Below are 23,602 nucleotides of genomic sequence, written 5' to 3' on the forward strand. Positions count from 1 at the left end.
GGGGCCCCCCCCGGGGGGGGCCCGGTCCGGCTGCCCCGGGGCCGGGCCCCTCCGACGTTTGCCACCCGGAGGCGATGCGCCGTTTGAGCGGTACAGGGGGTTCTGACAGCGGGTCAGCTGCGGAACGGGGTACTACCGGACGGTAGGCTTCCGGTCCGCTCGCCCTGCGACGGGGCCGCTACGCGCGTCAGACGTTATGTGAAATTGACATGACGGGCATCCCCCGATCGGTCCACATGATGGGAAACTGCCACGTGATCTCGGTGCGGGCGAACAAATGTCCGTGTCGACATCTCGTGCCACCAGTCCCAGGTCGGCCGATCCGCTTCACCATGGAGGACCCTCGATGACTGCACTCTCGGCGCGTCGCCGTACTCTCGCGGCCGGCGCCGTGCTTGTGGCCGGAGCGCTCCTGCTCACCGGTTGCGGTGACGACGACAAGAAGGACGAGGGCACGACGCCGTCGGCCGGCACCCAGACCTCGGCCGGCCAGCAGTCGCCGAGCACCGCCGCCGCGCCGCTGTACGCGAAGGTCCCGCAGAAGTACAAGGACGCCAAGGTCATCAACGTCGGCTCCGACGTCGCGTACGCGCCGATGGAGTACTACGACAAGGACGGCAAGACGATCATCGGTGTCGACCCGGACATCGCGGCCGCCATCAGCAAGCAGCTGGGCGTCGAGCTGAAGTTCCAGAACCAGGCCTTCGACGACCTGATCATCTCGCTGAACACCAAGCGCATCGACCTGATCATGTCGTCGATGAGCGACAACAAGAAGCGCCAGGAAGGCCTGGACAAGGACGGCAAGAAGGCCGGCGAAGGTGTCGACTTCGTCGACTACATGACGGCCGGCACCTCGATCCTGGTCCAGAAGGGCAACCCGAAGAACATCAAGACCCTCGACGACCTGTGCGGTCAGACGGTCGCGCTGCAGAAGGCCACCGTCAACGAGGACCTCGCGATCGCCCAGCAGGACAAGTGCAAGGCGGCCGGCAAGCCGGAGATCAAGATCCTCACGTTCGAGAAGGACACCGAGGCGCTGCTCCAGCTCAAGCAGGGCCGCAGCGTCGCGGACCTCAACGACTTCCCGGTCGCCGCGTACAACGCCCAGGTCTCCGGTGACGGCAAGGACTTCGAGGTCGTCGGCGAGCAGATCGACGCCGGCCCGTACGGCATCGCGGTCCGCAAGGACGACCAGGCGCTGCGCGACGTGATCAAGGAAGCCGTCGACGCCATCATCAAGAATGGCGAGTACGGCAAGATCCTCGAGGCCCGCAACGTCAAGCAGGGCGCCGTCACCGAGGCCAAGATCAACGGCGGATCCTGACTCCCCGCGCCCGAAGGCAAGCTCCTGTGACTCCTCCCATAGACAAGGGCCCGGCCGGCGGCACGCCGGCCGGGCCTGCCGGCCACGACGCGATTCCCGTGGCCGCGGGCCCTGTCCCGATCAAGGCGATCCCGGTCCGGCACTACGGCCGCTGGATCAGCGCCGTCATCGTGCTCGCGGTGGTCGGTCTCATCGGCTTGGCGTTCTCCGACGCCAAGGTGAACTGGGACGTCACCTTCGATTACCTCGACGACGACCTGATCCTCAAGGGCGCTTGGAACACGGTGAAGATCACCGTGTTGTCGATGCTGCTGGGCCTCGCGCTGGGCACTCTCGCCGCGGTGATGCGGGTGTCCCGGAACCCCGTGATGCAGACCGTGTCCTGGTTCTACATCTGGTTCTTCCGCGGCACGCCGGTCTACGTCCAGCTCGTCATCTGGTACAACCTGGCGCTGATCTTCCCGAACTTCAACGTCGGCTTCTACGAAGAGCCGATGGTGACGTTCATGACGCCGTTCCTCGCGGCGCTGCTCGGCCTCGGCATCAACCAGGGCGCCTACATGGCGGAGATCATCCGCGCGGGCATCCAGTCCGTCGACGAGGGCCAGACCGAGGCGTCCCATGCGCTGGGCATGTCGCGCGCCAAGACGATGCAGCGCGTGGTGCTTCCGCAGGCCATGCGGGTCATCATCCCGCCGACCGGCAACCAGTTCATCGACCTGCTCAAGACGTCGTCGCTGGTGTCGGCCGTGCAGTACTCGGAGCTGTTCTTCAACCAGGGCGTCCGCTCCCAGGACAGCCTGGCCACCGCCGAACTGCTCTTCACCGCGTCGATCTGGTACCTGGCGCTGACCACCGTGTTCAGCATCGGGCAGTACTACCTGGAGCGTCACTACGCGAAGGGGTCGCAGCGCAGCCTGCCGGCCACCCCGTTCCAGAGGGTCCGCCAGCTCGTGTTCTCGCTGCGCCGCTCGGAGGTGCCCCGCTCATGAAGTCGTCGCAGCCAATGGTGCTGGCCGAGAGCGTGCACAAGTCGTTCGGCCTCGTAGAGGTTCTGAAGGGCATCGACCTGCAAGTCCTCCCCCAGGAGGTCTTCTGCCTGGTCGGTCCCTCCGGGTCCGGCAAGTCGACCTTCCTGCGGTGCATCAACCACCTGGAGAAGATCAACGCCGGGCGTCTGTGGGTGGACGGCCATCTGGTCGGCTACCGGCAGAAGGGCGACAAGCTCTACGAGCTCAAGGACTCCGAAGTCGCGCTGCAGCGCCGGGACATCGGCATGGTGTTCCAGCGCTTCAACCTGTTCCCGCACATGACGGCCATCGGCAACGTCATGGAAGCGCCGATGCAGGTCCGCAAGGAGTCCAAGGCGGTCGCGTACGAGCGGGCCAAGCGTCTGCTCGACCGGGTCGGCCTGGCCGACAAGATAAACGCGTACCCGTCGCAGCTCTCCGGCGGCCAGCAGCAGCGCGTGGCGATCGCCCGCGCGCTGGCCATGGAGCCGAAGCTGATGCTGTTCGACGAGCCCACCTCGGCGCTCGACCCCGAACTCGTCGGCGAGGTGCTGGACGTGATGCGCGGCCTCGCCGAGGACGGCATGACGATGATCGTCGTGACGCACGAGATGGGCTTCGCCCGCGAGGTCGGCGACGCCCTGGTGTTCATGGACGGCGGCGTGGTGGTCGAGTCCGGCCACCCGCGCGACGTCCTGACCAACCCGCAGCACGACCGCACCAAGGCATTCCTGTCCAAGGTGCTGTAAGCACGAAAACGCAGTGAAGCGAAGGGCGCCCCGGCCGCACCGCCGGGGCGCCCTTCGCGGGTTCGGGGACCCCCCGCGGCTCAGGCCTGAACCACTTCGGGCTTTTGTACACGATGTCGTGCTTGTCGCGGTCGGGGGCGGCGAAGGACATGAGCTTGGCGGCTTCGGCCTCGATGGCGGCGCGGTGGGCCTTGAGGGCGTTCTTGGGTTCGGGGCCGGAGGAGATGAGGAGCGTCGCGGTGTCCTTGGTGCGTTCGATGCGCCAGGCCGCGCGGCCGGCGCCGTCGACCAGGAGGCCGCCCCACAGCATGTTGCCCTGGTCGAGGCCCCACTGCTGCCACTCGCGGGTGACCACCCGGGAGCGGTCCTCGTGGGACAGGAAGATGTTGTCGAAGTCGGCCAGGAAGCGGACCGGAGCCGGGGTGTCGGCGTCCGGGCGCGGGGCTTCGGGGAGGTCGAAGAGTTCGCGGCCGTTCTCGTCGCGGAACACCGCCAGCTGCGGGCGCAGGCGTTCGAAGACCGGCTTGGTGCGGGTGAGGCCGGACCAGACCTGGAAGTCCTTGACGGACGCCGGGCCGAGGGCGGCGAGGTAGCGCAGGACGACGTCGTCGAGGGACGGATCGGCGGCCTGCTCGCGGCCGAGCCAGTGTTCGGCGGTGGTGTGCGCGACCGCGCCGCTGCGGCCCCACAGGCCGCGCGGGGTGACCTGGACGAGCGGGACCCACGCGCGCAGGGCCTGCGCGAGCGCACTGGGCTGCGCGTCCGGCCAGCGGGCCCCGAGGAAGGCGCCGACCTCGGCGAAGGTGCGCGGCTTCTCATCCACGAACTCCCGGCCGATGCGGATGAGTTCGTCCTTGTCGGCGGATCCGTAGCCCTTGCCGTGCGAGGTCTTGGTCATACGGTCGATGACCGGGGTGATGAGCGGGCGCCAGGTGAGGCAGTCGTCGGCAGTAAGGGTGTGGATGGTGGAGCGCATCATGGCGATGCGGACGACGTCGCGGTCGGTCATGAGGGTGACCAGTTCCTGCGGGTCGAAGTCGGCGATGCGGGTCCACAGCGTGTAGTACGACGACATCGGGTGCTGCGCCTGCAGGCCGGCGAGGTGCGCGACCATGTCGCGGGCGGGCATGGCGACGCGCTCCAGCAGGTGCTGGCGGGCGAGCGTGGCGCGGTTGAGCTCGCGGAGGCTGAGGACGCGCATGCTTTCGGTCGTCATGCGGACGACTCTACGAGCCAATCAGGAACGCCACGCTCCTATATGGCCGGGGTGCGGGCCGGTGTTTCCTATTTGACGGCGCCCGCCATGACGCCCTGCACGAAGTGCCGCTGGAAGGCGAAGAAGACCAGCAGCGGGACGATGAGGGAGAGGAACGCGCCGGGGGCCAGGACTTCGATGTTGGCGCCGAAGGCCCGGGACTGCGATTGCAGGGCGACGGTCAGCGGGGCCGAGTCGTTGTCGGCGTAGATGAGGGCGATGAGCATGTCGTTCCAGACCCACAGGAACTGGAAGATGGCCAACGAGGCGATCGCCGGTCGGCCGAGCGGCAGGATGACCCGGAAGAAGATGGTCAGGTCGGTGCCGCCGTCCATGCGGGCGGCCTCCAGCAGGTCCTTGGGGATGCCCGCGAAGTAGTTGCGCAGCAGGAAGACCGCGAACGGCAGCCCGAACGCGACGTGGAATAGGACCACGCCCGCGATGGTGCCGAACAGGCCTACGTCGCCGTACAACTGGGAGACCGGGATCAGCGCGACCTGCACCGGCACCACAAGGAGGCCGACGACGATCAGGAAGAGCCAGTCGCGGCCCGGGAATTCGAGCCAGGCGAAGGCGTACGCGGCGAGTGCGCCGATGAGGATCACGAGGACCGTGCTGGGCACGGTGATCCAGATCGTGTTGAAGAACGCCCGCATCATGTCGTCGTCGGACAGCAGCCGGTCGTAGTTGTCCCACGTCATCTGGCCGGGTTCGGTGAAGACCTTCCACCATCCGGACGTCCCGGTCTCCTGCGGCGAGCGCAGCGACGAGACCAGGAGTCCGAAGGTGGGCATCATCCAGAACAGCGCGACCAGGACCAGCCCGACCGCGACCGCCCCGCCGCCGGTGCGTCCGGCGATGCGGGAGGCGAGGGACCGGTGGATGCCGCCGTCGCCGCGCTTCCCGGGCCCGGGTCCGGGTTCGGGCGCGGCCTCGGGGGCGGGCAGCGGTGCGGACGCCGCCGGTGCGGCTCCCCCGGTCATTTGCTCTCCCTTCGGAAGCGGCGGATGTTGAAGAGCATCGCGGGCAGGACGAGCAGGAACAGGACGATGCCGATGGCACTGCCGAGGCCCTGGTTGTCGCCGCCGCCGAAGGACGCCAGGTACATCTGCAGGGCGAGCACGTTGGCCTCCTTCTGCGAGGAGCCGAGCGAGATGATGTAGACGAGGTCGAAGACCTTCAGGACGTTGATGACCAGGGTCACCAGCACCACGACCAGCACCGGGGAGAGCAGCGGGACGGTGACGCGGCGGAAGACCTGCCACTCGGTGGCGCCGTCGACCCGGGCCGCTTCCAGGGCGTCGCGCGGGATCGCGGCGAGGCCCGCGGCGATGAGGACCATCGCGAAGCCGGCCCACATCCATACGTACGCGCCGATGATGGCGGGCGTGATGAGGTTGGGCCCGAGCCAGTCGTAGCCGCGGAACGCCTGCTCGAAGTTGGCTGCGGCAAGCCGGAGTTGCACTGGTCCGGCGGCGGCGGCGCGCTCCGGGAGCGTGAAGGAGCCGTCTGCGGCGGTGGTGGCGCTCGCCACCGTGCGGCCGCCGCGTACCGCCTCGACCTTGACGCCGGGCAGTCCGCGTTCGCCGGGATCGATCACGCCGGGGCGGCCGGTGTTGCCGCGGCCGAAGTCGACCCAGACGACGCCGGTCACCTGGCCGGGTGCGGCGGGCGGGGCGGCGGCCGGGCGGGCGCGGCCCGGCACTTTGTCGTCGGCCAGGGCGACCAGGGGGAGCATGACGACGCTTCCGCCGGGGGATTCGGCGGCGGTCGCGAAGCCGCCGCCGGCCGGTTCCAGGCCGGAGCCCGGGCGCGGCCGGGCGCCGGGGTAGGGAGCGGCCTCGGCGAAGGCGTCGTGGACGCTGACGAGTGCGGCGTTGGCCGCGCCCTTCTCGGGTTCGCGGTCGTAGACCAGCCGGAAGGTGATGCCGGCGGCGAGCATCGAGACCGCCATCGGCATGAACACGATCATCTTGAACGCGGTGGCGAAGCGCACGCGCTCGGTCAGCACCGCGAAGACCAGGCCGATCGCGGTGACCAGGGCCGGCACCACGAGGACCCAGATCAGGTTGTTCTTGAGTGCCGTGAAGGTGTCGTCGTCGGTGAACAGGTCCTGGTAGTTGGCCAGTCCGCTGAAGTCCGACCAGCCGCGGGCGCCGAACAGGCTGCGCACGAACGTCCAGCCGATCGGATAGGCGACCAGCACGCCGAGCACGAGCAGAGCGGGCAGCAGGAACAGCCAGCCCAGCAGCCGGCCGGCCCCGGGCCCGCGGGAATCCCCGCCCGCGGACCCGGGCCGCCCCGTACCGGCGCCGGCGCGGGGTGGTCCGCCGGTCTTCTCCCCCATCGCGTCCCCGCCCGCCCTCAGGTCCCGGCGTACGCCTTGACGGCGTCCGCTTCCAACTTGGCCTGGGCGCCGGCGACATCGGACGGGTTGCGCAGGAAGTCCTGCAGGTCGCGCCACATGCCCTCGCCCTTCGTGCCGCCGAACGCCGACGGGGCGGTGTCGGACAGGTCGAAGCGGAACTCGTCGCCGGCCGCGATGAGCTTCTGGGCGATGCCGCGGGTGACGTCGTCGCGGTAGGCGGCGGGGTCGAGGTTCTTGTTGGGCGAGAGGTAACCGCCTTGCCCCGCCCACACCTTCGCGGCGTCGGGAGAGGCGAGGTAGGCGAGCAGGGCCTGCGCGCCGGGGGTGTCCTTCATGGCCACCGCGACGTCGCCGCCGGTGACCACGGGGGCCTTGCCGGGTTCGACGGCCGGGAACGCGAAGAACTTCGCGTCCGTGCCGATCTTGGCCTTGGTGTCCTTGATGATGTTGGTGCCGACGAAGTCCGCGCCGGGCAGCATGCCGGCCGCCGGGGTGGAGCCGAAGACCTGGCTCACCGACGCGGGGAACTCGGTCTGCAGCGCACCTCCGGTGCCGCCCGGGAAGCCGCCGGGCAGGCTCCAGGCCTGCGCGAGGGTCTGCAGCGCCTTGGCCACCGAGGGGTCGGTCCACGGGATTTCGTGCTTGGCGAGCTTGTCGTACATCTCCGGGCCGGACTGGCTGAGGTAGACGTTCTCGAACCAGTCGGTGAGCACCCAGCCGTCCGCACCGCCGGTCGCGAAGGGCGGCGTGCCGGAGTCGGAGACGAGGTTGGCGGTGGCCAGCAGTTCGGACCAGGTCTTGGGCTCGGTGGCGCCGGCCGTGTCGAAGACCTTGGTGTTGTACCAGACCAGGGACTTGTTGGCGGCCTTGTAGTAGACGCCGTAGAGCTTGTTCTCGTACGACCCGAGCTTGTGCCACTGCGGCGAGAAGTTGGCCTGCACGGCCTGCTGCGCCTCGGGGCCGAGCGGCTTGACCCAGCCCTTCTGGGCGAACTGCTGGAGGGCGCCGGGCTGGGCGAGGAACGCCACGTCGGGGGGTGCGTTGCCGGCGACCTTCTGGCCGAGGAAGGTGGCGGCGCTGTCGCCGGTCGGGATGAACTCGGTCTTGGCGCCGGTGCGTTTCTCGAAATCGGCGAGGACCTTCTTGAAGGCGTCCTGCTCGTCGGCGGTCCAGACGCCGGCGACGCTGACCGTGGTGCCGTCCAGTCGGGGCAGCGCGGGCGCCGAGGCTCCGGAACTCGGGCCTCCTGGTTCCTTCTTGTCGCCGTCGTCGTCGCCGCAGCCGGCCAGTCCGACGACGAGCAGTGCCGCCGCCAGGGTTCCCGCGAAACGCCTCACGATTTCTCCTTCGGGTTTTGCACGTGGTCCTGCGCGTGGTCCGCAACGGAGAGGCCGGTGCCCGGATCGAAGAAGTGCATGCGCTCGACGGCGACCCGCAGTGCGGCGGTGTCGCCCTCCCGGACCCGGGTGCGCGGGCCGAAGCGGGCGACCACCTCGGTCTGCGCGGTGCCGGGGTCGGGCACTTGGTCGGCGGCGCCCGCGTCCTCGGCGAGTTCGCGTACGTCGTCGGTGACCGCCGGGGGCACGTCGAGGCGTACGTGGACGTGCACCTCGGAGCCCATGGACTCGACCAGGTCGGCGTCGGCGCGCAGCAGGGTGCCGGCGGGCGGCTCGCCGGACTCGTCGGCGGCGTCGTACAAATCCTCGGGGCGGATGCCGACGATCACCTGGCGGTCGGCGTACGCGCGCAAGGCCGGCCGGCGGTCGAGGAGTTCGGCGGGTACGGCGAGGTGCTGGCCGCCCAGGTGCACGGTCAGGCCGCCGTCCTCGGCCTGCTCCAGGCGGCCGGTGAGCAGGTTCATCGCCGGCGAGCCGATGAAGCCGGCCACGAAGAGGTTCACCGGGTGGTCGTACAGCTCCTGCGGCGGCGCGACCTGCTGCAGCACGCCTTTGCGCATCACCGCGACGCGGTCGCCGAGGGTCATGGCCTCGACCTGGTCGTGGGTCACGTACAGCGTGGTGACGCCGAGTTCGCGGGTGAGCCGGGCGATCTGGGCGCGCATCTGGACGCGGAGTTTGGCGTCCAGGTTGGACAGCGGCTCGTCCATGAGGAACGCCTGCGGCTCGCGCACGATCGCCCGGCCCATGGCCACGCGCTGGCGCTGGCCGCCGGAAAGCTGCCGGGGTTTGCGGGCGAGGTGCTCCTCCAGGCCGAGGGTGCGGGCTGCCTCGTCGACGCGCCTGCGGATCTCGGCCTTGGGCAACTTGCGCAGGCGCAGGCCGAATCCGATGTTGTCGCGGACATTGAGGTGCGGGTAGAGCGCGTAGCTCTGGAAGACCATCGCGACGTCGCGGTCGCGCGAGGGCACCTGGTTGACGACGCGGTCGCCGATGCTGATGGTGCCCTCGCTGACGTCCTCCAGGCCCGCGACCATGCGCAGCGCGGTGGTCTTGCCGCACCCGGACGGCCCGACGAGGACCAGGAACTCGCCGTGCGCGACTGCCAGATCGAGGGATTCGACGGCCCGGGTGCCGTCCGCGTACACCTTGCCTACCCCGTTCAGAACCACTTCCGCCACAAGACCCCCAAGGGGTGCGCCGGTCCCGGCCGGACCGCCCGCAGGCTTCCCGTGCTACGCCTGGTGACGGGGAGGTCACAACCCCTCGGGTGGCGACCGAAGCCTATTCGTGACCTAAGGGGTACGCAGAGTGATCAATTTCGGGGTGCGCGTCGCCCTCTGTGTCCGATTCCTGTGGTTGTGCGACTTGAAACCGGCGGGCGACGCGCGTGGAATCACCCCCTTTTGCCACTCGCTTTTGTCACTCGCGGCCCGGTCCGACGTACGTGTGCGTCATGACGTGGTAGCGCTCGCCCGCGACCTGAGCCGAGATCGGGTCCAGCAAAGCGAGTTCGTCGTCGGTCAGGACGATGTCGACGGCCGCAGCATTCTCGTCCAGCCGGGTCCGCTTGGTCGTGCCCGGGATCGGGACGACCGGCATGTCCCAGACCTCGGCGCGCTGCTGGATCCAGGCGAGCGCGATCTGCGCGGGCGTCGCACCGCGCTTGCCGGCCACCTCACGCAGCGGGACCAGCAGGGTCGCGTTCGCCTCGGCGTTCTCGCCGTTGAAGCGCGGCTGCAGGCGGCGGGTGTCGTCCTCGGGCAGCTCGGCGAAGCTCGCGTACCGAGCGCTCAGGAAGCCTCGCCCCAGCGGCGAGTACGGCACCACCGCCGCGCCGACCTCGCGCGCCGCCGGAACGACCGACTCCTCGATGTCCCGTGCGAACAACGACCATTCGGCCTGGATCGCGGCGATCGGGTGCACCGCGGCAGCCGCGTGGATCTCCTTGGCGGTCACCTCGGACAGCCCCAGGTGCCGCACCTTGCCGGCCGCGACCAGCTCGGCCATCGCGCCGACGGTTTCCTCGATCGGCACCTCGGTGTCGCGGCGGTGCATGTAGTAGAGGTCGATCGTCTCCACCCCGAGCCGGGCCAGGCTCGCGTCGCACGCCCGCCGCACGTACTCGGCGTCGCCGCGGATCCCCCGCGCACCCTCCTCCGGGTTGCGGTCGATGCCGAACTTGGTGGCCAGCAGCACCTCGTCACGGCGGCCGCCGCGGAAGAACGCGCCGAGCAGCCGCTCGTTCTCGCCCGTCCCGTACATGTCCGAGGTGTCCCAGTGCGTGACCCCGATGTCGAGGGCGTGCCCGAGCGTGGCCAGTGACTCGGTCCGGTCCGCGCCCGCCCCCACGTAGAAGTCGCTCATGCCCATGCAGCCGAGCCCTTGGACCGAACTGACCGGTCCGCCGGTGCCAAGTGCCGTCGTACGCATCATCTGCCGTCTCCGCATTCTGCGCGTACGAGAACGTCCTCCGCCCCCGCGGCGCGCGTCGTCTCGAACACCCCGCACAACTGCTCGTAGTGCTCGACCTTGTAGTCCAGGACCAGCAGGCAGGCGGTCAGATCCGCGATCCGCTCGCGCACCTCGGCGCGGTGGTCCACCAGGATCTGCCGCCGCTCGTCGATCGTGCCCTCGCCGGCGCGGGCCAGCTCGGCGTACCGGATCATGTCCGCGACCGGCATCCCGGTCAGCCGCAGCTTGCCCACGAACTCCAGGAACGCCAGATCCCGCTCGCTGTACCGCCGCCGCCCGGCCTGCCCGCCCCCGCTCCGCGGCGCCTCCCGCCCGACCTGCGGCATCAGCCCGATCCGCTCGTACCAGCGCAGCGTGTGCGCGGTCAGGCCGGTCTTCTCCACGACCTCGCTGATCGTGAAGCGACCGACTTCCTCGTCCGGGACCGGCTGCGACGCATGAGCCAGCGACATGAAGCCTCCTGGGGCGGTGCGCGGCCACCGCATGGGGCCGCGGCTAAGACGCTACGTACTTAGAGCCCACTCTAAGCAAGCCCCGAAGTAGCCCGTCCCACCCCCGCGCAGTTGGGTTCAACGCGGCCGGTCCAGGAATTCGCGGATTCCCTTCAGGGGTGGCCCGAGGTCGGGGTGGTCCAAGGCGGCGCCTTCGAGGTGGATGAGGATCTTGGCGTCCTCCCGGGACTCCGGAAATTCGCGCAGGAACTCGGCGACGCAGGCGTCGAGGATGCGGAGCGCCTGGTCCTCGACGTCGGAATCGGCGGGCCCGTAGGACGAAGCCTGCGGCGGCGGTGTGGCCAGGATGAAGCCCGGTGCTCCGTCCCCTCGTTCGTTCACCAGGACCTGCGCCGCACCGGCCTTCGGGAACCCGCCGTAGCGGTCATGTGCCGGCGGCCAGGACACGATCGCCGCGTCGCAGTCGGCTCCGGTCTCCGGGGCGGAGCCGACGCGGAACTCGACGTCGGGACGCTCGCCCAGGGCATGGCGGCAGGCGTCGACGGTCGGTGCCTTGGCTGCGGCGACGACGTACTTCACGGCATCCCGATTCGGTCAGGGGCGCAGCGGTGCGACTGGGGCGCGTTGCTACGGCTTGGGCGGTTCGGCGGGTTCCAGGCGGCGGAATTCGATGCCGGCTGCCTGGAGGCGAGTGGTGAGGGCATCGCCCATGGCGGTGGCGGTGGTGACCTGGCCGGAGGTGGTGGGGAGGTCGTCGTAGGCGAGGCAGAGGGCGGCTTCGGCGAGCATTTTGGAGGTCTCGGTGTAGCCGGGGTCGCCGCCGCGGACTTCGGTGACGACGCGTTCACCGCCGCCGGTGCCGACGAAGCGGACGGCGAACCAGGCCTTGGCGCGGCGTTCGGGGCTGGGGCCGTCGCCGGGGGCGAGGCGGGACTGGAGGGCGCGGCGGGCGGGCGGGATGTGGGCGAGGAGGACGAGGGCGGCGACGCCCGCGGCGCCGGCGACGGCGATGGGGAGGCGGCGTACCGAGGCGTAGTGGGAGTAGGTGAAGTCGGGGCCGTAGCGGTCCAGGGCGCGGGCCGAGCGGGCGATGACCTGCGGGTCGATGGTGGGGAGCGGCATCAGCCAGTCGCCGGTGTCGGGGTCGCGGCGGGGGCGGCCGTCGATGGCGCGGGCGGAGCGGGCGGCGGGGGCGTCGGGCTCGGCCTTGTGCGCGAGTTGCTTTTCGAGGCGGCGGCGGGCCTGGACGGCTTCGCGGGAGGCGCGCAGGCGGGAGAAGGAGGTCAGGGCGGAGGCGAAGGTGCCGCCGGAGATGGTGCCGCCGGCCCGGACCTGGCCTTCGACGCGGATCGGTACGCCTTCGGGCAGTTGCGCGACGGTGAAGGCGACGCCGAGGTCGTGCGGGATCGAGTCGAAGCCGCAGGCGTGCACGAGGCGGGCACCGGTGCGGACCGCGGTCTCATGGTGCGCGACGTACATGCGGTCCACGAACTCCGGTTCGCCGGTGAGGTCGAGGTAGTCGGTGCCGGCCTCGGCGCAGGCGGCGACCAGGGGTTCGCCGTGCGTGATGTACGGACCGACGGTGGTGGCGAGGACGCGCGTGCTCTCGGCGAGGGTGCGGAGCGACGCCGGGTCGGAGGAGTCCGCGACGAGGAGGGGCAGGTCGGCGTAGCCGGGGTTGCGGTCCACGAGGCGGTCGCGGACCGCGGTGAGCTTCGCGAGGTCGCGGCCGGCTAGGGCCCAGCGGCAGCCGTCGGGGGCGTGGTCCGCGAGGTACTCGGCGGTGAGCCCGCCGGTGAAGCCGGTGGCTCCGAACAGCACAAGGTCGTAGGCGCGTTCGTCGGCGGACATGGCTCCCTCTCGGCGGGGCGGAACTTCGCGGACGCGCCCATCGTGCCGTGTGCGCGTCCGCGCGTCGACGCCCCACGCGGGGGTCAGGCCCGGCGGGTCGCGGAGAGGGCGGCGATGCGGGCGGCGGCCTCGGCGGGCTCCTCGTGTTCCCAGACGCGGACGGAGAGCCAGCCGGCGGCGGCGAGCTTGGCGTCGGTGTCGCGGTCGCGGGCCTGGTTGCGTTCGATCTTGGTACGCCAGAACTCGGCGTTGTTGCGCGGCCAGGTGGCGTGCTCGGGGCAGCCGTGCCAGAAGCAGCCGTCGACGAAGACGGCGATGCGGGCGGGCCCGAGGATGACGTCGGCCTCGCGGCGCACGCCCTTCAGCGGCCGCCGGTGGATGCGGAAGCGCAGCCCCAACCGGTGGAGCTGCCTGCGCAGTTCGACCTCGACCTTGGTGTCGCGGCTGCGCTGGCGGCTCATCCGGTCGCGGGTGGCTTGGGTGGTCTCCAGACGGGTGCGTTCGGCCGGGGTGGACGGCTTGGGCGCAGCAGCCTCGGGGTCCGGGGACGTCTCGTGGGTGGGCACGGGACCACGATGCCGGCGCGGGACGACAGCGGGACGACAGCAGGACGGCATCGGACGACAGTGTGTCGGCAGCGCCCCGGTCGCGGCGCGGCAGCGAAGGCGGTGCGTCAGGCGCCCGCAATGGCGGCGTGCATTTCCCAGACGAGGACTTCGGCAGGCGCGGTGGCGGTGAGGTGCTGGCCCTGCGCGCCCGTGATGCGGACCGCGTCGCCCTCGGCCAGCGGCCCGGCGCCTTCGAGGTCGACGCTGCCCTTGGCGACGAAGACGTGCGCGTACGGGGCGGTCGGGAGCGCCGCGGACTCGCCGGGGGCGAGGCGGGCGACGTGCAGCGCGGCGTCCTTCTGGTGGATACGGATCGCCGCGTCGTGGCCGGGGCGGCCGGACGCGACGGTGACCAGGCCGCCGCGGTCGAGCTCGGCGGAGACGTCGAGCTGCTCGTATCCGGGGGTGATGCCGGCCTCGTCGGGCAGCACCCACATCTGCACGAAGTGCACGGGTTCGGGGGCGGCCGCGGCTCCGGTGTCGTTCTTCTCCGAGTGCAGGATCCCGGCGCCGGCCGACATGCGCTGCGCGAGGCCGGGCTGGATGACGCCGTTGTGGCCCTCGGAGTCCTGGTGCACGAGCGAGCCGGACAGCACCCAGGTGACGATCTCCATGTCGCGGTGCGGGTGGGTGTCGAAGCCGGTGCCGGGGGCGACGATGTCGTCGTTGCTGACCAGGAGCAGCCCGAAGTGGGTGTTGGCCGGGTCGTAGTGCCGGCTGAACGAGAAGCTGTGGTGGGAGTCCAGCCAGCCCGCCTCGGTGTGGAAGCGGTCGGTGGCGCGGCGTACGTCGTAGGGGGTCATGCCACTCTCCGGGTCGTGCGGTGCGGGCGCGGGTACGCGCCGGCGGGGGCGGAACGAAGCGGGCGGGCGCGCGGCGGTCTTGCCCCGGCCGTCCCCGCAACGGTAGGGCCGATGCCCGGTTGGTATCGTCGTGAATCCGGCGGAACCGTTCGCCGAGACGCAGTGTGCAGCGAAGTCCGGTGCGATTCCGGCGCTGTCCCGCAACTGAGATGCCCTCCCGCCCCGGCGGCCGGGGGACGAGCCAGGTCGCCTCGCCTGCGTCGACGACGTCAGCCCTCGTAGGAAGGGCGAACCGTCCACGGGTCCTGCGTCCCCTCCCCCGTGGGTAGCACGTGGGAGAACCCTCATGAAGCTCGGCACGATACTGCGGCCTGCCGCCGCGGTGGTCCTGGGCGCGCTCGTCCTGACCGGCTGCGGCGACGACAAGAAGGACGACAAGGGCAACGCCGCACCGGCCGGCTCGGCGGCCCCCGGCGGCAGCTCCGCGCCCGCCGCGGACGCGCCGAAGAAGATCGTCTCGCTGACCCCGTCGGCCACCGAGATGCTGTACGCGATCGGCGCCGGCAAGCAGGTCGTGGCCGTCGACGACCAGTCGAACTTCCCGGCCGAGGCGCCCAAGACCGAGCTGTCCGGCTTCAAGCCGAACGTCGAGGCGATCGCCAAGTACACCCCGGACATGGTCGTCATCTCGGACGACATCGACGGCGTGAAGGCCAAGCTCGAGACCCTGAAGATCAAGGTCGTCGAGGTGCCCGCCGCGAAGAACTTCACCGAGATGTACGCGCAGTTCGACAAGCTCGGCGCGGCCACCGGGCACGCCGGCGAGGCCGCCGCGGTCACCGCCAAGATGAAGAAGGACATCGAGGAGATCGTCGCCAAGGCCAAGAAGCCGGCGGCGCCCTTGAACTACTTCCACGAGCTGGACAACTCCGGCTACAGCGTCACGTCCAAGACGTTCATCGGCGAGGTCTACGGGCTGTTCGGCCTGAAGAACATCGCGGACGCGGCGGACAAGAGCGGCTCCGGCTACCCGCAGGTCTCCACCGAGCACATCGTGCAGGCCGACCCGGACCTGATCTTCCTGGCCGACACCAAGTGCTGCCAGCAGAACCTGGACACCGTGTCGAAGCGCCCGGGCTGGGACAAGATCAAGGCCGTGCAGACCGGCAACGTGGTCGCCCTCGACGACGACATCGCGTCCCGCTGGGGCCCGCGCGTGGTCGACCTGGTGAAGGCCGTCGCGCAGGCGGTCGACAAGGCCGGCGCCGGCGCGTGATATCCCGTCCTGCGATCCGGCGCCGGCCGGCAGCCGAAGGCCGCGCGTACGTCGCGTACGCGGTCGGCACCGTGCTGCTGGTCGGCGCCGTGATCGCAGGCCTGCTGGTCGGCGCGGCCGACCTGCCGGTCCGCGGCGTGCTCCTCGCGCTCATGGACCTGCTGCCGGGGGTGAGCGTCGACCACGGGCTGACCCCCGTGGAGTACGCGCTGCTCATGGAGATCCGCATGCCGCGCGTGGTCGGCGCGGTGCTGGTCGGCGGCCTGCTGGCGGTCGCGGGGGCGGGCTACCAAGGGGTGTTCCGCAACCCGATGGCCGATCCGTACCTGCTCGGTGCGGCGGCCGGCGCGGGGCTCGGCGCGACCCTGGTGATCGGCTACTGGGACGTCGAATCGGTGGCCGGCATCGGCGTGGTGCCGCTGGCCGCCTTCGTCGGCGCGATCGCGGGCGTGCTCATGGCGTACGCGCTGGGCGCCACCGCGGGACGCGTGGAGGGCACCGTCACGCTGGTGCTCGCCGGGGTCGCGGTCTCCGCATTCCTGTCCGCGGTGCAGACGTTCGTCATGCAGGACAAGGTCGACGAACTGCGCCGCATCTACAGCTGGATCCTCGGCAGCCTGACCTCGGTCGGCTGGACCGAAGTGCAACTGGCGCTCCCGTACGCCGCGGTCAGCGTCTTCGTGCTGCTGCTGCACGGCCGGCTCCTCGACGTCATGACGGTCGGCGACGAGGAGGCCGCGGTACTCGGCGTCGACGCCGCGAAGGTGCGCTTCCTCGTGCTGCTCGCCGCCTCGCTGGCCACCGCGACCGCGGTGGCGATCAGCGGCCTGATCGGCTTCCTCGGCATCGTCGTGCCGCATGCGGTACGCCGCCTCGCGGGCGGCAGCTACCGCCGCATCCTGCCGCTGTCGGTGCTGGCCGGCGGCGCGTTCCTGGTGGTCGCGGACATCATCGCGCGCACCGTCACGGCACCCGGCGAACTGCCGATCGGCGTCGTCACCGCGTTCATCGGCGCCCCGTTCTTCGTGGTCGTGCTGCGCGCCACGCGGCGGGTGGACCTGTGACCGGCCTGGAGATCGCCGGCCTCGACGTGGCCCGCGACCGCTGCCCGGTCCTGCAGGGCATCGACGCGCAGGTCGGACAGGGCGGCTGGCTGGCCGTCATCGGCCCCAACGGGGCCGGCAAGTCGACGCTGCTCAAGGCCGTCGCCGGGCTCCTCCCCTATACCGGCACGGTAACCGCGGCCGGGGTCCCGCTGCGCGGCCTGGCGGCCCGCAAGCTGGCCCGGACCATCGCGTACACGCCGCAGGACCCGGTGGTCCCGGCGCAGATGTCGGTGCGCGAGTACGTCCTCCTGGGCCGCACCCCCTATCTGGGCTACCTCGCGGTGCCCGGGCGCAGCGACCGGGCGATCGTCGACGGCGTGCTGGAGCGCCTCGACCTCGGCTCTTTCGCGGAGCGCGAGGTCGGCCGGCTGTCCGGCGGCGAACGCCAGCGCGCCGTCCTGGCCCGGGCGCTCGCCCAGCAGGCCCCGGTGCTGCTGCTCGACGAGCCGACCACCGCGCTGGACCTCGGCCACCAGCAGCAGGTGCTCGAACTCGTCGACCGGCTGCGCCGCGACGACGGCCTCACGGTGGTGACCACGCTGCACGACCTCGGGGTCGCCGCGCAGTACGCGGACCGCTTGCTGCTCCTGGTCGAGGGCCGCGCGGTGGCGTCCGGGACGGCCGCCGAAGTACTGACCCCGGAGAGCATCGCCCGGCACTACAACGCGCACGTCGAGGTCACGACGGGCACGGACGGGCGGCCGCAGGTGCACTTGGTGCGGCCGGGTCGCGACACCGCGGTCCCGGTGCGAAAGGCGGATGCGTGACATGACCACGCTGCCTGCGCCGTCCGGCGGTTCCCGGTACGAGGCGCCCGTCACGCGGCCCTTCCCCTCGCCCGGACTCGTCCGCCACGACGGGTGGCCGACCCTGGTCTGGCGTCTCGGTCCGGGCTGGCGGACGGTCTCCAGCGCGATCCTCGGCGGCGGCCTCGGCGACCGCGAGTGGCTGGTGAACATGCAGGTGCAGCCCGGGTATTCGCGGATGGACCCGGCCCGGCACCTGACCGAGGCGGCCGCCGCGCAGGGCCTCGACCCGGCGGCCCCCGGGGTCGGGCTCATGACCGCCGCCCAGGTCGACGCGTACACGTCCGGCGAGGACCAGGGCGTGCGCGCGTGGGCGACCACCGGCATCGGCATCCCCGTCTGGGCCGCCGCCCCGGAGCCAGGTGCGGCCGGGATCCCGGCCCCCGGCACGATCAACATCGTGGCCGCGCTACCGGTCCCGATGAGCGACGCGGCCCTGGTGAACGCGGTCGCCACGGCCACCGAGGCCAAAGTTCAGGCCCTGATCGAGACCGGCTACGCCTGCACCGGCACCCCCTCGGACGCGATCTGCATCGCCGCCCCCGTCGCAGGTCCGGCCGACGAGCCCGAGCTTTTCGGCGGCCCCCGCTCGGTCTGGGGCGCCCGGCTCGCCCGCGCGGTCCACGCGGCCGTCGCGCAGGGCGCCCGGGACGACCGCGTACGCCGATCGGCCCGCGAGGGGTCATGATGGTCCCCGTGACCTCCCGATCTTCCGGATCCGACGCCGCCAAGCGGGCCGCGACCGTACGCCGGCTCGAGAAGTCCGCGGGCACGCTGGCCGGCGCCGCCGCGGCCCGGATGGACGAGACCCTCAAGTGGTACCGCAACATGCCGGCCGACAACCGGTCGTGGATCGGCCTCGTCGCGCAGGCCGGCATCGCCGCGTTCACCGAGTGGTTCCGGCACCCCGAGGCCCCGTACGCGGTCAGCGCCGACGTCTTCGGGACCGCGCCGCGCGAGCTGACCCGGGCCATCACGCTGCCGCAGACCGTCGAACTCGTCCGGGTGACCATCGAGGTCGTCGAGGCGCAGATCGAGGAACTCGCCGCCCCCGGCTACGCCCAGGTGCTGCGCGAGGCGCTGCTGCTCTACTCCCGCGAGATCGCCTTCGCGACCGCGCAGGTCTACGCGCACGCCGCCGAGGCGCGCGGCGCGTGGGACGCCCGCCTGGAGGCGCTGGTCGTGCACTCGCTGCTGCGCGGCGAGGCCGACGAGGGCATCCTGTCCCGGGCCGCGGCGCTGGGCTGGGGCTCGCCGGAATCCGTCATGGTGGTGGTCGGCAACGCCCCGGACGGCGACACCCAGGCCGTGGTGGACAGCATCCACCGGGCCGGCCGCAACGCCCGCCTCAACGTGCTGACCGGCGTGCAGGGCGGCCGCCTCGTGGTGATCCTGGGCGGCGCGGAGGACCCGCTGCGCGCCACGCGCTCGCTGATCGGCCAGTTCGGGCCGGGCCCGGTGGTCGTGGGGCCGAGCGTGCCCGATCTGCTGGCGGCTGTAGGGTCGGCACAGTCGGCGACCGCCGGCCACCGCGCCTGCGCGGCCTGGCCGGACGCCCCGCGGCCGGTGCTCTCCGACGACCTGCTGCCCGAACGCGCGCTGGCCGGCGACGAGGAAGCCCGGCGGCAGCTGGTGGAGGAGATCTACATACCGCTGCACGCGGCGGGTTCCGCGTTGCTGGAGACACTGTCGGTGTACCTGGAGCAGGCCTCTTCCCTGGAAGGCGCGGCACGCATGCTTTTCGTGCACCCGAATACCGTGCGTTACCGGCTGCGACGCGTCATGGACGTCACCGGCCTGGTACCGACGGAGGCCCGTTCCGCTTTCACGCTGCAGGTGTCGCTGATCCTCGGGCGGCTGGCCGCCGCGGACGGCGTTTTGTAGAAGTCCTACAAAACCCCCTTCTGATCTTCGTCAGCGCCGACACGGGGTGCACCCCCCTCTCTCGCGGGAGGGTTGATACGTGCTCGTACTCGTCGCGCCCGGACAGGGTGCCCAGACTCCCGGTTTCCTCACGCCCTGGCTCGACCTGCCCGGGGTGGCCGACCGCCTCACGTGGTGGTCCGCGGTCACCGGGCTCGACCTCATCCACTACGGAACCCAGGCCGACGCCGAGCAGATCCGGGACACCGCGATCGCCCAGCCGCTGCTGGTCGCGTCCGGCCTGGTGGCCGCCCTCGCGCTGTTCCCGCACCCGTCGGACGCGTACCGCGTGGTGGGCGCCGCGGCCGGGCACAGCGTCGGCGAGCTGACCGCGGCGGCCGGCACCGGCGTCATCACCGCGGAGTCCGCGATGGTCCTGGTCCGCGAGCGCGGCAAGGCGATGGCCGCCGCCGCGGCGGTCACCGAGACCGGCATGTCCGCGGTTCTGGGCGGCGACCCCGACGCGGTGGTCGCCAAGATCACCGAGCACGGCCTGACCCCGGCCAACATGAACGGCGCCGGGCAGATCGTGGCGGCCGGCACCCTCCCGCAGCTGGAGGCGTTCGCCGCCGACCCGCCCGAGAAGGCCCGGGTGCGGCCGCTGCCGGTGGCCGGCGCGTTCCACACCCACCACATGGCGCCCGCGGTGGCCCGGCTCGCCGAGCTGGTCCCCGGCGTGACCGTGCGCGACCCGCGCACCCCGTACATCTCCAACACCGACGGCGCGGTGCTGCACGACGGCCGCGAGATCGTCGCGCGCCTGGTCAGCCAGGTCTCCAACCCGGTCCGCTGGGACCTGTGCATGGAGACCATGCGCGACCTGGGCGTCACCGCGATGATCGAGGTCACCCCGGCGGGCACGCTGACCGGGCTGGCCAAGCGCGCGCTGCCCGGCATCGAGACCGTCGCCCTCAAGACCCCCGACGACCTGGACGCCGCCCGCGCCCTGGTCGAAAAGCACGGCACCCCCAGCCAGATCGACGCGTCGCCGACGTGGCGCCTGGTGGTGGCACCGTTCAAGGGCATCGTGCACCAGGCGGGCATCCGCCCCGGCGACGACCTGGCGCCCGGCGCCGAGGTCGGCGTCGTCCGTTCGCACCGCGACGAGCAGGCGATCACCGTGCCGCACGGCGGCACCGTGGTCGAGTGGCTGGTCGAGGACGGCGACCCGGTGGCACCCGGCATGCCGCTGCTCCGCATCCACCCCAGGGGTGCCGTGTGACAAGCGCAGCACAGCCGACTTTTGCGCTGAACCATCTCGACCGGGAGGACCTCGCGTGACCGCTTCCATCCGTCCCGCCGTCGGAGCACCGCACGCCCGCATCTGGGGCGTCGGCGGCTACCGGCCGGTCCGGGTCGTACCGAACTCCGAGCTGATCGAGCGCATCGACTCGTCCGACGAGTGGATCCAGTCGCGGTCCGGCATCAAGACCCGCCGCTGGGCCAACGACGAAGAGACCGTCGCCGAGATGTCGATCGCGGCGGCCGGCAAGGCGCTCGCGCACGCCGGCATCTCCGCCGACCAGGTCGGCTGCGTCATCGTCTCGACGGTCACGCACCTCAAGCAGACCCCGGCCATCGCCACCGAGATCGCCTACCGGCTCGGCGCCGGCGGCGGCCGCGCGGCGGCGTTCGACGTCTCCGCGGCGTGCGCCGGCTTCTGCTACGGCCTCACCCTCGCCAACGACCTGATCCGCGGCGGCAGCGCCGAGTACGTGCTGGTCATCGGCGTCGAGCGGCTGTCCGACCTGACCAACCCGGACGACCGCGGCACCGCGTTCATCTTCGGCGACGGTGCGGGCGCGGTCGTGGTCGGCCCGTCCGACGTGCCCGGCATCGGCCCGGTCGTGTGGGGCTCGGACGGCTCCAACTCCGAGGCGATCGAGCAGACCGAGTCGTGGGAAGAGCTGCGCGACAACGCCGAGGCGACCTTCCCGACGCTGCGCATGGAAGGCCAGAAGGTCTTCCGCTGGGCGGTCTGGGAGATGGCCAAGGTGTGCAAGGAGGCCCTCGACGCGGCCGGCGTGGCCGTCGGCGAGCTCGACGCCTTCATCCCGCACCAGGCCAACATGCGCATCACCGACGCGATGATCAAGGCGCTGCAGCTGCCCGCCGAGGTCCCCGTCGCGCGCGACATCGCCGAGTCCGGCAACACCTCCGCGGCCTCCATCCCGCTGGCCATGGAGCGCATGCTCGAGACCGGCGAGGCGCCCAGCGGCGGCACCGCTCTGGTCATGGGTTTCGGGGCCGGTCTCGTCTACGCGGGACAGGTCATTACGCTTCCCTGAGTCCGCCGCGCGAGGCTCTTACCGAACTCCCTGCAGCATCGGCCCGGCATCCGTGCCGCGGCCGTGGACACCACACCGGCAACACCGACGATTCAAGGAGCACCATGGCAAGCCAGGAGGAGATCCTCGCGGGTCTCGCCGAGATCGTGAACGAGATCGCGGGCACGGAGGTCGAAGACGTCCAGCTCGACAAGTCGTTCACCGAGGACCTGGACATCGACTCGCTGTCGATGGTCGAGGTCGTGGTGGCCGCCGAGGAGAAGTTCGACGTCAAGATCCCGGACGACGACGTCAAGGGTCTGCGCACGGTCGGCGACGCGGTCAACTACATCTTGAACGCCTCCGGCAAGTGACGGATCTCGGGCCCCGGGGGTTGTATACCCGGGGCCCGAGCCGCGTTCCGGACGCAGCACGCAGCACCGCACAGGCAATACCCGCAGAACCGGCAGTACGCAGTACCAGCGGACGCAATACCCGCAGACGCAGTACCGGCAAGACCCGCAGTACGAGCACAGCACCGCCCGCGGCCGCCGCACCCCCGGCCGGCCGCCCCTGAACCACCTTCCGTACCGAACTTCGTGGGAGTGATCTTCCAGTGAGCCCGACCAAGCGCACCGAGACCCCGCGCACCGTGGTCGTCACCGGTCTGGGCGCGACCACGCCGGTCGGCGGCGACGTCCCGTCGACCTGGTCCGCACTGCTGGCCGGCAAGTCCGGCATCCGCACGCTGACCGAGGAATGGGCCGAGCAGATCCCCGTGCAGTTCGCCGGCCGGGTCGCCGTCGAACCGCTCGAGGTCATGCCGAAGGTCGAGGCCCGCAAGCTCGACCGGTCCGGCCAGTTCGCCATGATCGCGGCCCGCGAGGCATGGGCCGACGCCGGCTTCGCGGCCAAGAACACCCCTGCCGAGGACGGCTCCGGCGAGACCGTCGACGAACTGCGCCTCGGCGTGGTCATCGCCTCCGGCATCGGCGGCGTCACCACGCTGCTGGACGCCTGGGACGTCTTCAAGGAGAAGGGCCCGCGCCGCGTCGGCCCGCTCACCGTCCCGATGCTCATGCCCAACAGCCCGGCCGCCAACGTCGGCATCGAGCTGCGCGCCCGGGCCGGTGTGCACACCCCGGTCAGCGCCTGCGCCTCCGGTGCCGAAGCCGTCGCGTACGCCCTGGAGATGATCCGCTCGGGCCGCGCCGACGTGGTGCTCTGCGGCGGCACCGAGGCCGCGATCCACCCGCTGCCGATGGCCGCGTTCGCCAACATGATGGCGATGTCCAAGCGCAACGACGAGCCGCAGCGCGCCTCGCGCCCCTACGACAAGAGCCGCGACGGCTTCGTCATGGGCGAGGGCGCCGGCTGCCTGGTCCTGGAGAGCGCCGAGTACGCCGCCGCCCGCGGTGCCCGCGTGTACGCCGAGGTGGCCGGCGCCGGCATGACCTCGGACGGCCACCACATCGCGCAGCCCGAGCCCGAAGGCCGCGACATCGCCCGCGCGATGGCGCTGGCCATCGAGGACGCCGGCGCGAGCGTCGACCAGGTCGTGCACGTCAACGCGCACGGCACCTCGACCCCGGCGGGCGACATCACCGAGCTCAAGGCGATCCGCTCGGTGCTCGGCGACGAAGCCGCCGACAAGGTCTGCGTGACCTCCACCAAGTCGATGACCGGGCACCTGCTCGGCGGCACCGGCGCGGTCGAGTCGGTCGCGACCGTGCTGGCGGTCTACCACCGCATGGCCCCGCCGACCATCAATGTCGACGACCCGGACGACGACGTCTGCCTGGACATCGTCCGCAACGACCCGCGGCCGCTGCCGGAGGGCGAGATCGTCGCGCTCAACGACTCGTTCGGGTTCGGCGGGCACGATGTGGTCGTCGCCTTCCGCAGCGTGGGCTGACGCCCGCCGAGGAC

General features: G+C 71.3%; 22 protein-coding genes and 1 pseudogene. 12 read left to right on the top strand and 11 right to left on the bottom strand.

What is annotated here, in order from left to right; translation table 11 throughout:
- The first annotated feature begins 346 nt into the window (after positions 1-346).
- From LZ495_RS14895 to LZ495_RS14905, 3 genes are read left to right on the top strand one after another with little or no spacing between them, the layout of a single operon-like run.
- Positions 347-1,327: an ABC transporter substrate-binding protein gene (locus LZ495_RS14895; protein ID WP_235052670.1), complete on the top strand. Its 981-nt coding sequence runs from the start codon at positions 347-349 to the stop codon at positions 1,325-1,327.
- Positions 1,328-1,353: 26 nt separating this feature from the next.
- Positions 1,354-2,319, top strand: coding sequence for an amino acid ABC transporter permease (locus LZ495_RS14900; protein WP_235052671.1), 966 nt, complete (start codon positions 1,354-1,356; stop codon positions 2,317-2,319).
- Positions 2,316-3,086: an amino acid ABC transporter ATP-binding protein gene (locus LZ495_RS14905; RefSeq protein ID WP_284701859.1), complete on the top strand. Its 771-nt coding sequence runs from the start codon at positions 2,316-2,318 to the stop codon at positions 3,084-3,086. Before LZ495_RS14900 ends, LZ495_RS14905 begins: the two co-directional genes overlap by 4 nt.
- Here LZ495_RS14905 and LZ495_RS14910 read toward each other — a convergent pair.
- The 11 genes from LZ495_RS14910 to LZ495_RS14960 all read right to left on the bottom strand — a co-directional run bounded on the left by LZ495_RS14910 (position 2,986) and on the right by LZ495_RS14960 (position 14,295).
- The gene (locus LZ495_RS14910) at positions 2,986-4,302 is read right to left on the bottom strand and encodes a winged helix DNA-binding domain-containing protein (protein ID WP_235052672.1); all 1,317 of its coding nucleotides are present in this window, start codon (positions 4,300-4,302) and stop codon (positions 2,986-2,988) included. The two genes, LZ495_RS14905 and LZ495_RS14910, sit on opposite strands and share 101 nt — an antisense overlap.
- Positions 4,303-4,370: 68 nt before the next feature.
- Positions 4,371-5,324: a carbohydrate ABC transporter permease gene (locus LZ495_RS14915; protein ID WP_235052673.1), complete on the bottom strand. Its 954-nt coding sequence runs from the start codon at positions 5,322-5,324 to the stop codon at positions 4,371-4,373.
- Complete coding sequence (locus LZ495_RS14920; RefSeq protein WP_235052674.1) at positions 5,321-6,688, bottom strand: ABC transporter permease subunit; 1,368 nt, start codon at positions 6,686-6,688, stop codon at positions 5,321-5,323. The genes LZ495_RS14915 and LZ495_RS14920 overlap by 4 nt, the downstream gene beginning before the upstream one ends.
- A 17-nt stretch (positions 6,689-6,705) precedes the next feature.
- Positions 6,706-8,046 (bottom strand): ABC transporter substrate-binding protein, encoded by a 1,341-nt coding sequence (locus LZ495_RS14925; RefSeq protein ID WP_235052675.1) that lies wholly within the window; start codon positions 8,044-8,046, stop codon positions 6,706-6,708.
- The gene (locus LZ495_RS14930) at positions 8,043-9,287 is read right to left on the bottom strand and encodes an ABC transporter ATP-binding protein (RefSeq protein ID WP_235052676.1); all 1,245 of its coding nucleotides are present in this window, start codon (positions 9,285-9,287) and stop codon (positions 8,043-8,045) included. The genes LZ495_RS14925 and LZ495_RS14930 overlap by 4 nt, the downstream gene beginning before the upstream one ends.
- A 241-nt stretch (positions 9,288-9,528) precedes the next feature.
- A complete protein-coding gene (locus LZ495_RS14935) occupies positions 9,529-10,542 on the bottom strand; it encodes an aldo/keto reductase (protein ID WP_235052677.1) in 1,014 nt (337 codons plus the stop codon).
- Positions 10,539-11,033 carry a MerR family transcriptional regulator gene (locus tag LZ495_RS14940; RefSeq protein WP_235052678.1) on the bottom strand — a complete coding sequence of 165 codons (495 nt, stop codon included), beginning with the start codon at positions 11,031-11,033 and terminating at the stop codon, positions 10,539-10,541. The genes LZ495_RS14935 and LZ495_RS14940 overlap by 4 nt, the downstream gene beginning before the upstream one ends.
- A 117-nt stretch (positions 11,034-11,150) precedes the next feature.
- Positions 11,151-11,612, bottom strand: coding sequence for a hypothetical protein (locus tag LZ495_RS14945; protein WP_235052679.1), 462 nt, complete (start codon positions 11,610-11,612; stop codon positions 11,151-11,153).
- Positions 11,613-11,660: 48 nt separating this feature from the next.
- Positions 11,661-12,884, bottom strand: a complete 1,224-nt coding sequence (locus LZ495_RS14950; RefSeq protein WP_235052680.1) for a saccharopine dehydrogenase family protein — start codon at positions 12,882-12,884, stop codon at positions 11,661-11,663.
- An 83-nt stretch (positions 12,885-12,967) separates the two neighbouring features.
- The gene (locus LZ495_RS14955; protein WP_308268134.1) at positions 12,968-13,450 is read right to left on the bottom strand and encodes a very short patch repair endonuclease; all 483 of its coding nucleotides are present in this window, start codon (positions 13,448-13,450) and stop codon (positions 12,968-12,970) included.
- A gap of 107 nt (positions 13,451-13,557) precedes the next feature.
- Positions 13,558-14,295 carry a pirin family protein gene (locus tag LZ495_RS14960; protein WP_235052681.1) on the bottom strand — a complete coding sequence of 246 codons (738 nt, stop codon included), beginning with the start codon at positions 14,293-14,295 and terminating at the stop codon, positions 13,558-13,560.
- Between the two features lie 346 nt (positions 14,296-14,641).
- Between LZ495_RS14960 and LZ495_RS14965 the strand changes: the two genes are divergently transcribed.
- The 9 genes and pseudogenes from LZ495_RS14965 (at position 14,642) to fabF (ending at position 23,588) form a co-directional block, all read left to right on the top strand.
- Positions 14,642-15,571 carry an ABC transporter substrate-binding protein gene (locus LZ495_RS14965; protein WP_235052682.1) on the top strand — a complete coding sequence of 310 codons (930 nt, stop codon included), beginning with the start codon at positions 14,642-14,644 and terminating at the stop codon, positions 15,569-15,571.
- Entirely contained in the window at positions 15,568-16,635 is a 1,068-nt protein-coding gene (locus LZ495_RS14970; RefSeq protein ID WP_235052683.1) for a FecCD family ABC transporter permease, read from the top strand. The genes LZ495_RS14965 and LZ495_RS14970 overlap by 4 nt, the downstream gene beginning before the upstream one ends.
- Positions 16,632-17,444 carry an ABC transporter ATP-binding protein gene (locus tag LZ495_RS14975; protein WP_235052684.1) on the top strand — a complete coding sequence of 271 codons (813 nt, stop codon included), beginning with the start codon at positions 16,632-16,634 and terminating at the stop codon, positions 17,442-17,444. Before LZ495_RS14970 ends, LZ495_RS14975 begins: the two co-directional genes overlap by 4 nt.
- Position 17,445: 1 nt before the next feature.
- A complete protein-coding gene (locus LZ495_RS14980; protein ID WP_235052685.1) occupies positions 17,446-18,171 on the top strand; it encodes an adenosylcobinamide amidohydrolase in 726 nt (241 codons plus the stop codon).
- A gap of 8 nt (positions 18,172-18,179) precedes the next feature.
- Positions 18,180-19,367 (top strand): PucR family transcriptional regulator, encoded by a 1,188-nt coding sequence (locus tag LZ495_RS14985; protein ID WP_235052686.1) that lies wholly within the window; start codon positions 18,180-18,182, stop codon positions 19,365-19,367.
- 79 nt (positions 19,368-19,446) lie between these two features.
- Positions 19,447-20,376 (top strand): annotated as a pseudogene (locus tag LZ495_RS14990) (ACP S-malonyltransferase); the annotation flags it as partial.
- A gap of 307 nt (positions 20,377-20,683) precedes the next feature.
- Positions 20,684-21,694 carry a beta-ketoacyl-ACP synthase III gene (locus LZ495_RS14995; RefSeq protein WP_235052687.1) on the top strand — a complete coding sequence of 337 codons (1,011 nt, stop codon included), beginning with the start codon at positions 20,684-20,686 and terminating at the stop codon, positions 21,692-21,694.
- A 104-nt stretch (positions 21,695-21,798) separates the two neighbouring features.
- Positions 21,799-22,047, top strand: coding sequence for an acyl carrier protein (locus LZ495_RS15000; protein ID WP_235052688.1), 249 nt, complete (start codon positions 21,799-21,801; stop codon positions 22,045-22,047).
- 242 nt (positions 22,048-22,289) lie between these two features.
- On the top strand, positions 22,290-23,588 hold the full coding sequence (gene fabF, locus LZ495_RS15005; RefSeq protein WP_235052689.1) for a beta-ketoacyl-ACP synthase II: 1,299 nt from the start codon (positions 22,290-22,292) through the stop codon (positions 23,586-23,588).
- The last annotated feature ends 14 nt before the right edge of the window (positions 23,589-23,602 follow it).

It is taken from the genome of Yinghuangia soli, from assembly GCF_021502675.1.
GTDB lineage: Bacteria > Actinomycetota > Actinomycetes > Streptomycetales > Streptomycetaceae > Yinghuangia > Yinghuangia soli.

What these genes read in the sequence shown, in the direction of transcription:
- LZ495_RS14910 (WP_235052672.1), bottom strand. Translation starts at nt 4,302, where the DNA reads ATGACGACCGAAAGCATGCGCGTCCTCAGCCTCCGCGAGCTCAACCGC.
- LZ495_RS14950 (WP_235052680.1), bottom strand. Translation starts at nt 12,884, where the DNA reads ATGTCCGCCGACGAACGCGCCTACGACCTTGTGCTGTTCGGAGCCACC.
- LZ495_RS14915 (WP_235052673.1), bottom strand. Translation starts at nt 5,324, where the DNA reads ATGACCGGGGGAGCCGCACCGGCGGCGTCCGCACCGCTGCCCGCCCCC.
- LZ495_RS14905 (WP_284701859.1), top strand. Translation starts at nt 2,316, where the DNA reads ATGAAGTCGTCGCAGCCAATGGTGCTGGCCGAGAGCGTGCACAAGTCG.
- LZ495_RS14980 (WP_235052685.1), top strand. Translation starts at nt 17,446, where the DNA reads ATGACCACGCTGCCTGCGCCGTCCGGCGGTTCCCGGTACGAGGCGCCC.
- LZ495_RS14895 (WP_235052670.1), top strand. Translation starts at nt 347, where the DNA reads ATGACTGCACTCTCGGCGCGTCGCCGTACTCTCGCGGCCGGCGCCGTG.
- LZ495_RS14940 (WP_235052678.1), bottom strand. Translation starts at nt 11,033, where the DNA reads ATGTCGCTGGCTCATGCGTCGCAGCCGGTCCCGGACGAGGAAGTCGGT.
- LZ495_RS14920 (WP_235052674.1), bottom strand. Translation starts at nt 6,688, where the DNA reads ATGGGGGAGAAGACCGGCGGACCACCCCGCGCCGGCGCCGGTACGGGG.
- LZ495_RS14960 (WP_235052681.1), bottom strand. Translation starts at nt 14,295, where the DNA reads ATGACCCCCTACGACGTACGCCGCGCCACCGACCGCTTCCACACCGAG.
- LZ495_RS14935 (WP_235052677.1), bottom strand. Translation starts at nt 10,542, where the DNA reads ATGATGCGTACGACGGCACTTGGCACCGGCGGACCGGTCAGTTCGGTC.
- LZ495_RS15000 (WP_235052688.1), top strand. Translation starts at nt 21,799, where the DNA reads ATGGCAAGCCAGGAGGAGATCCTCGCGGGTCTCGCCGAGATCGTGAAC.
- LZ495_RS14965 (WP_235052682.1), top strand. Translation starts at nt 14,642, where the DNA reads ATGAAGCTCGGCACGATACTGCGGCCTGCCGCCGCGGTGGTCCTGGGC.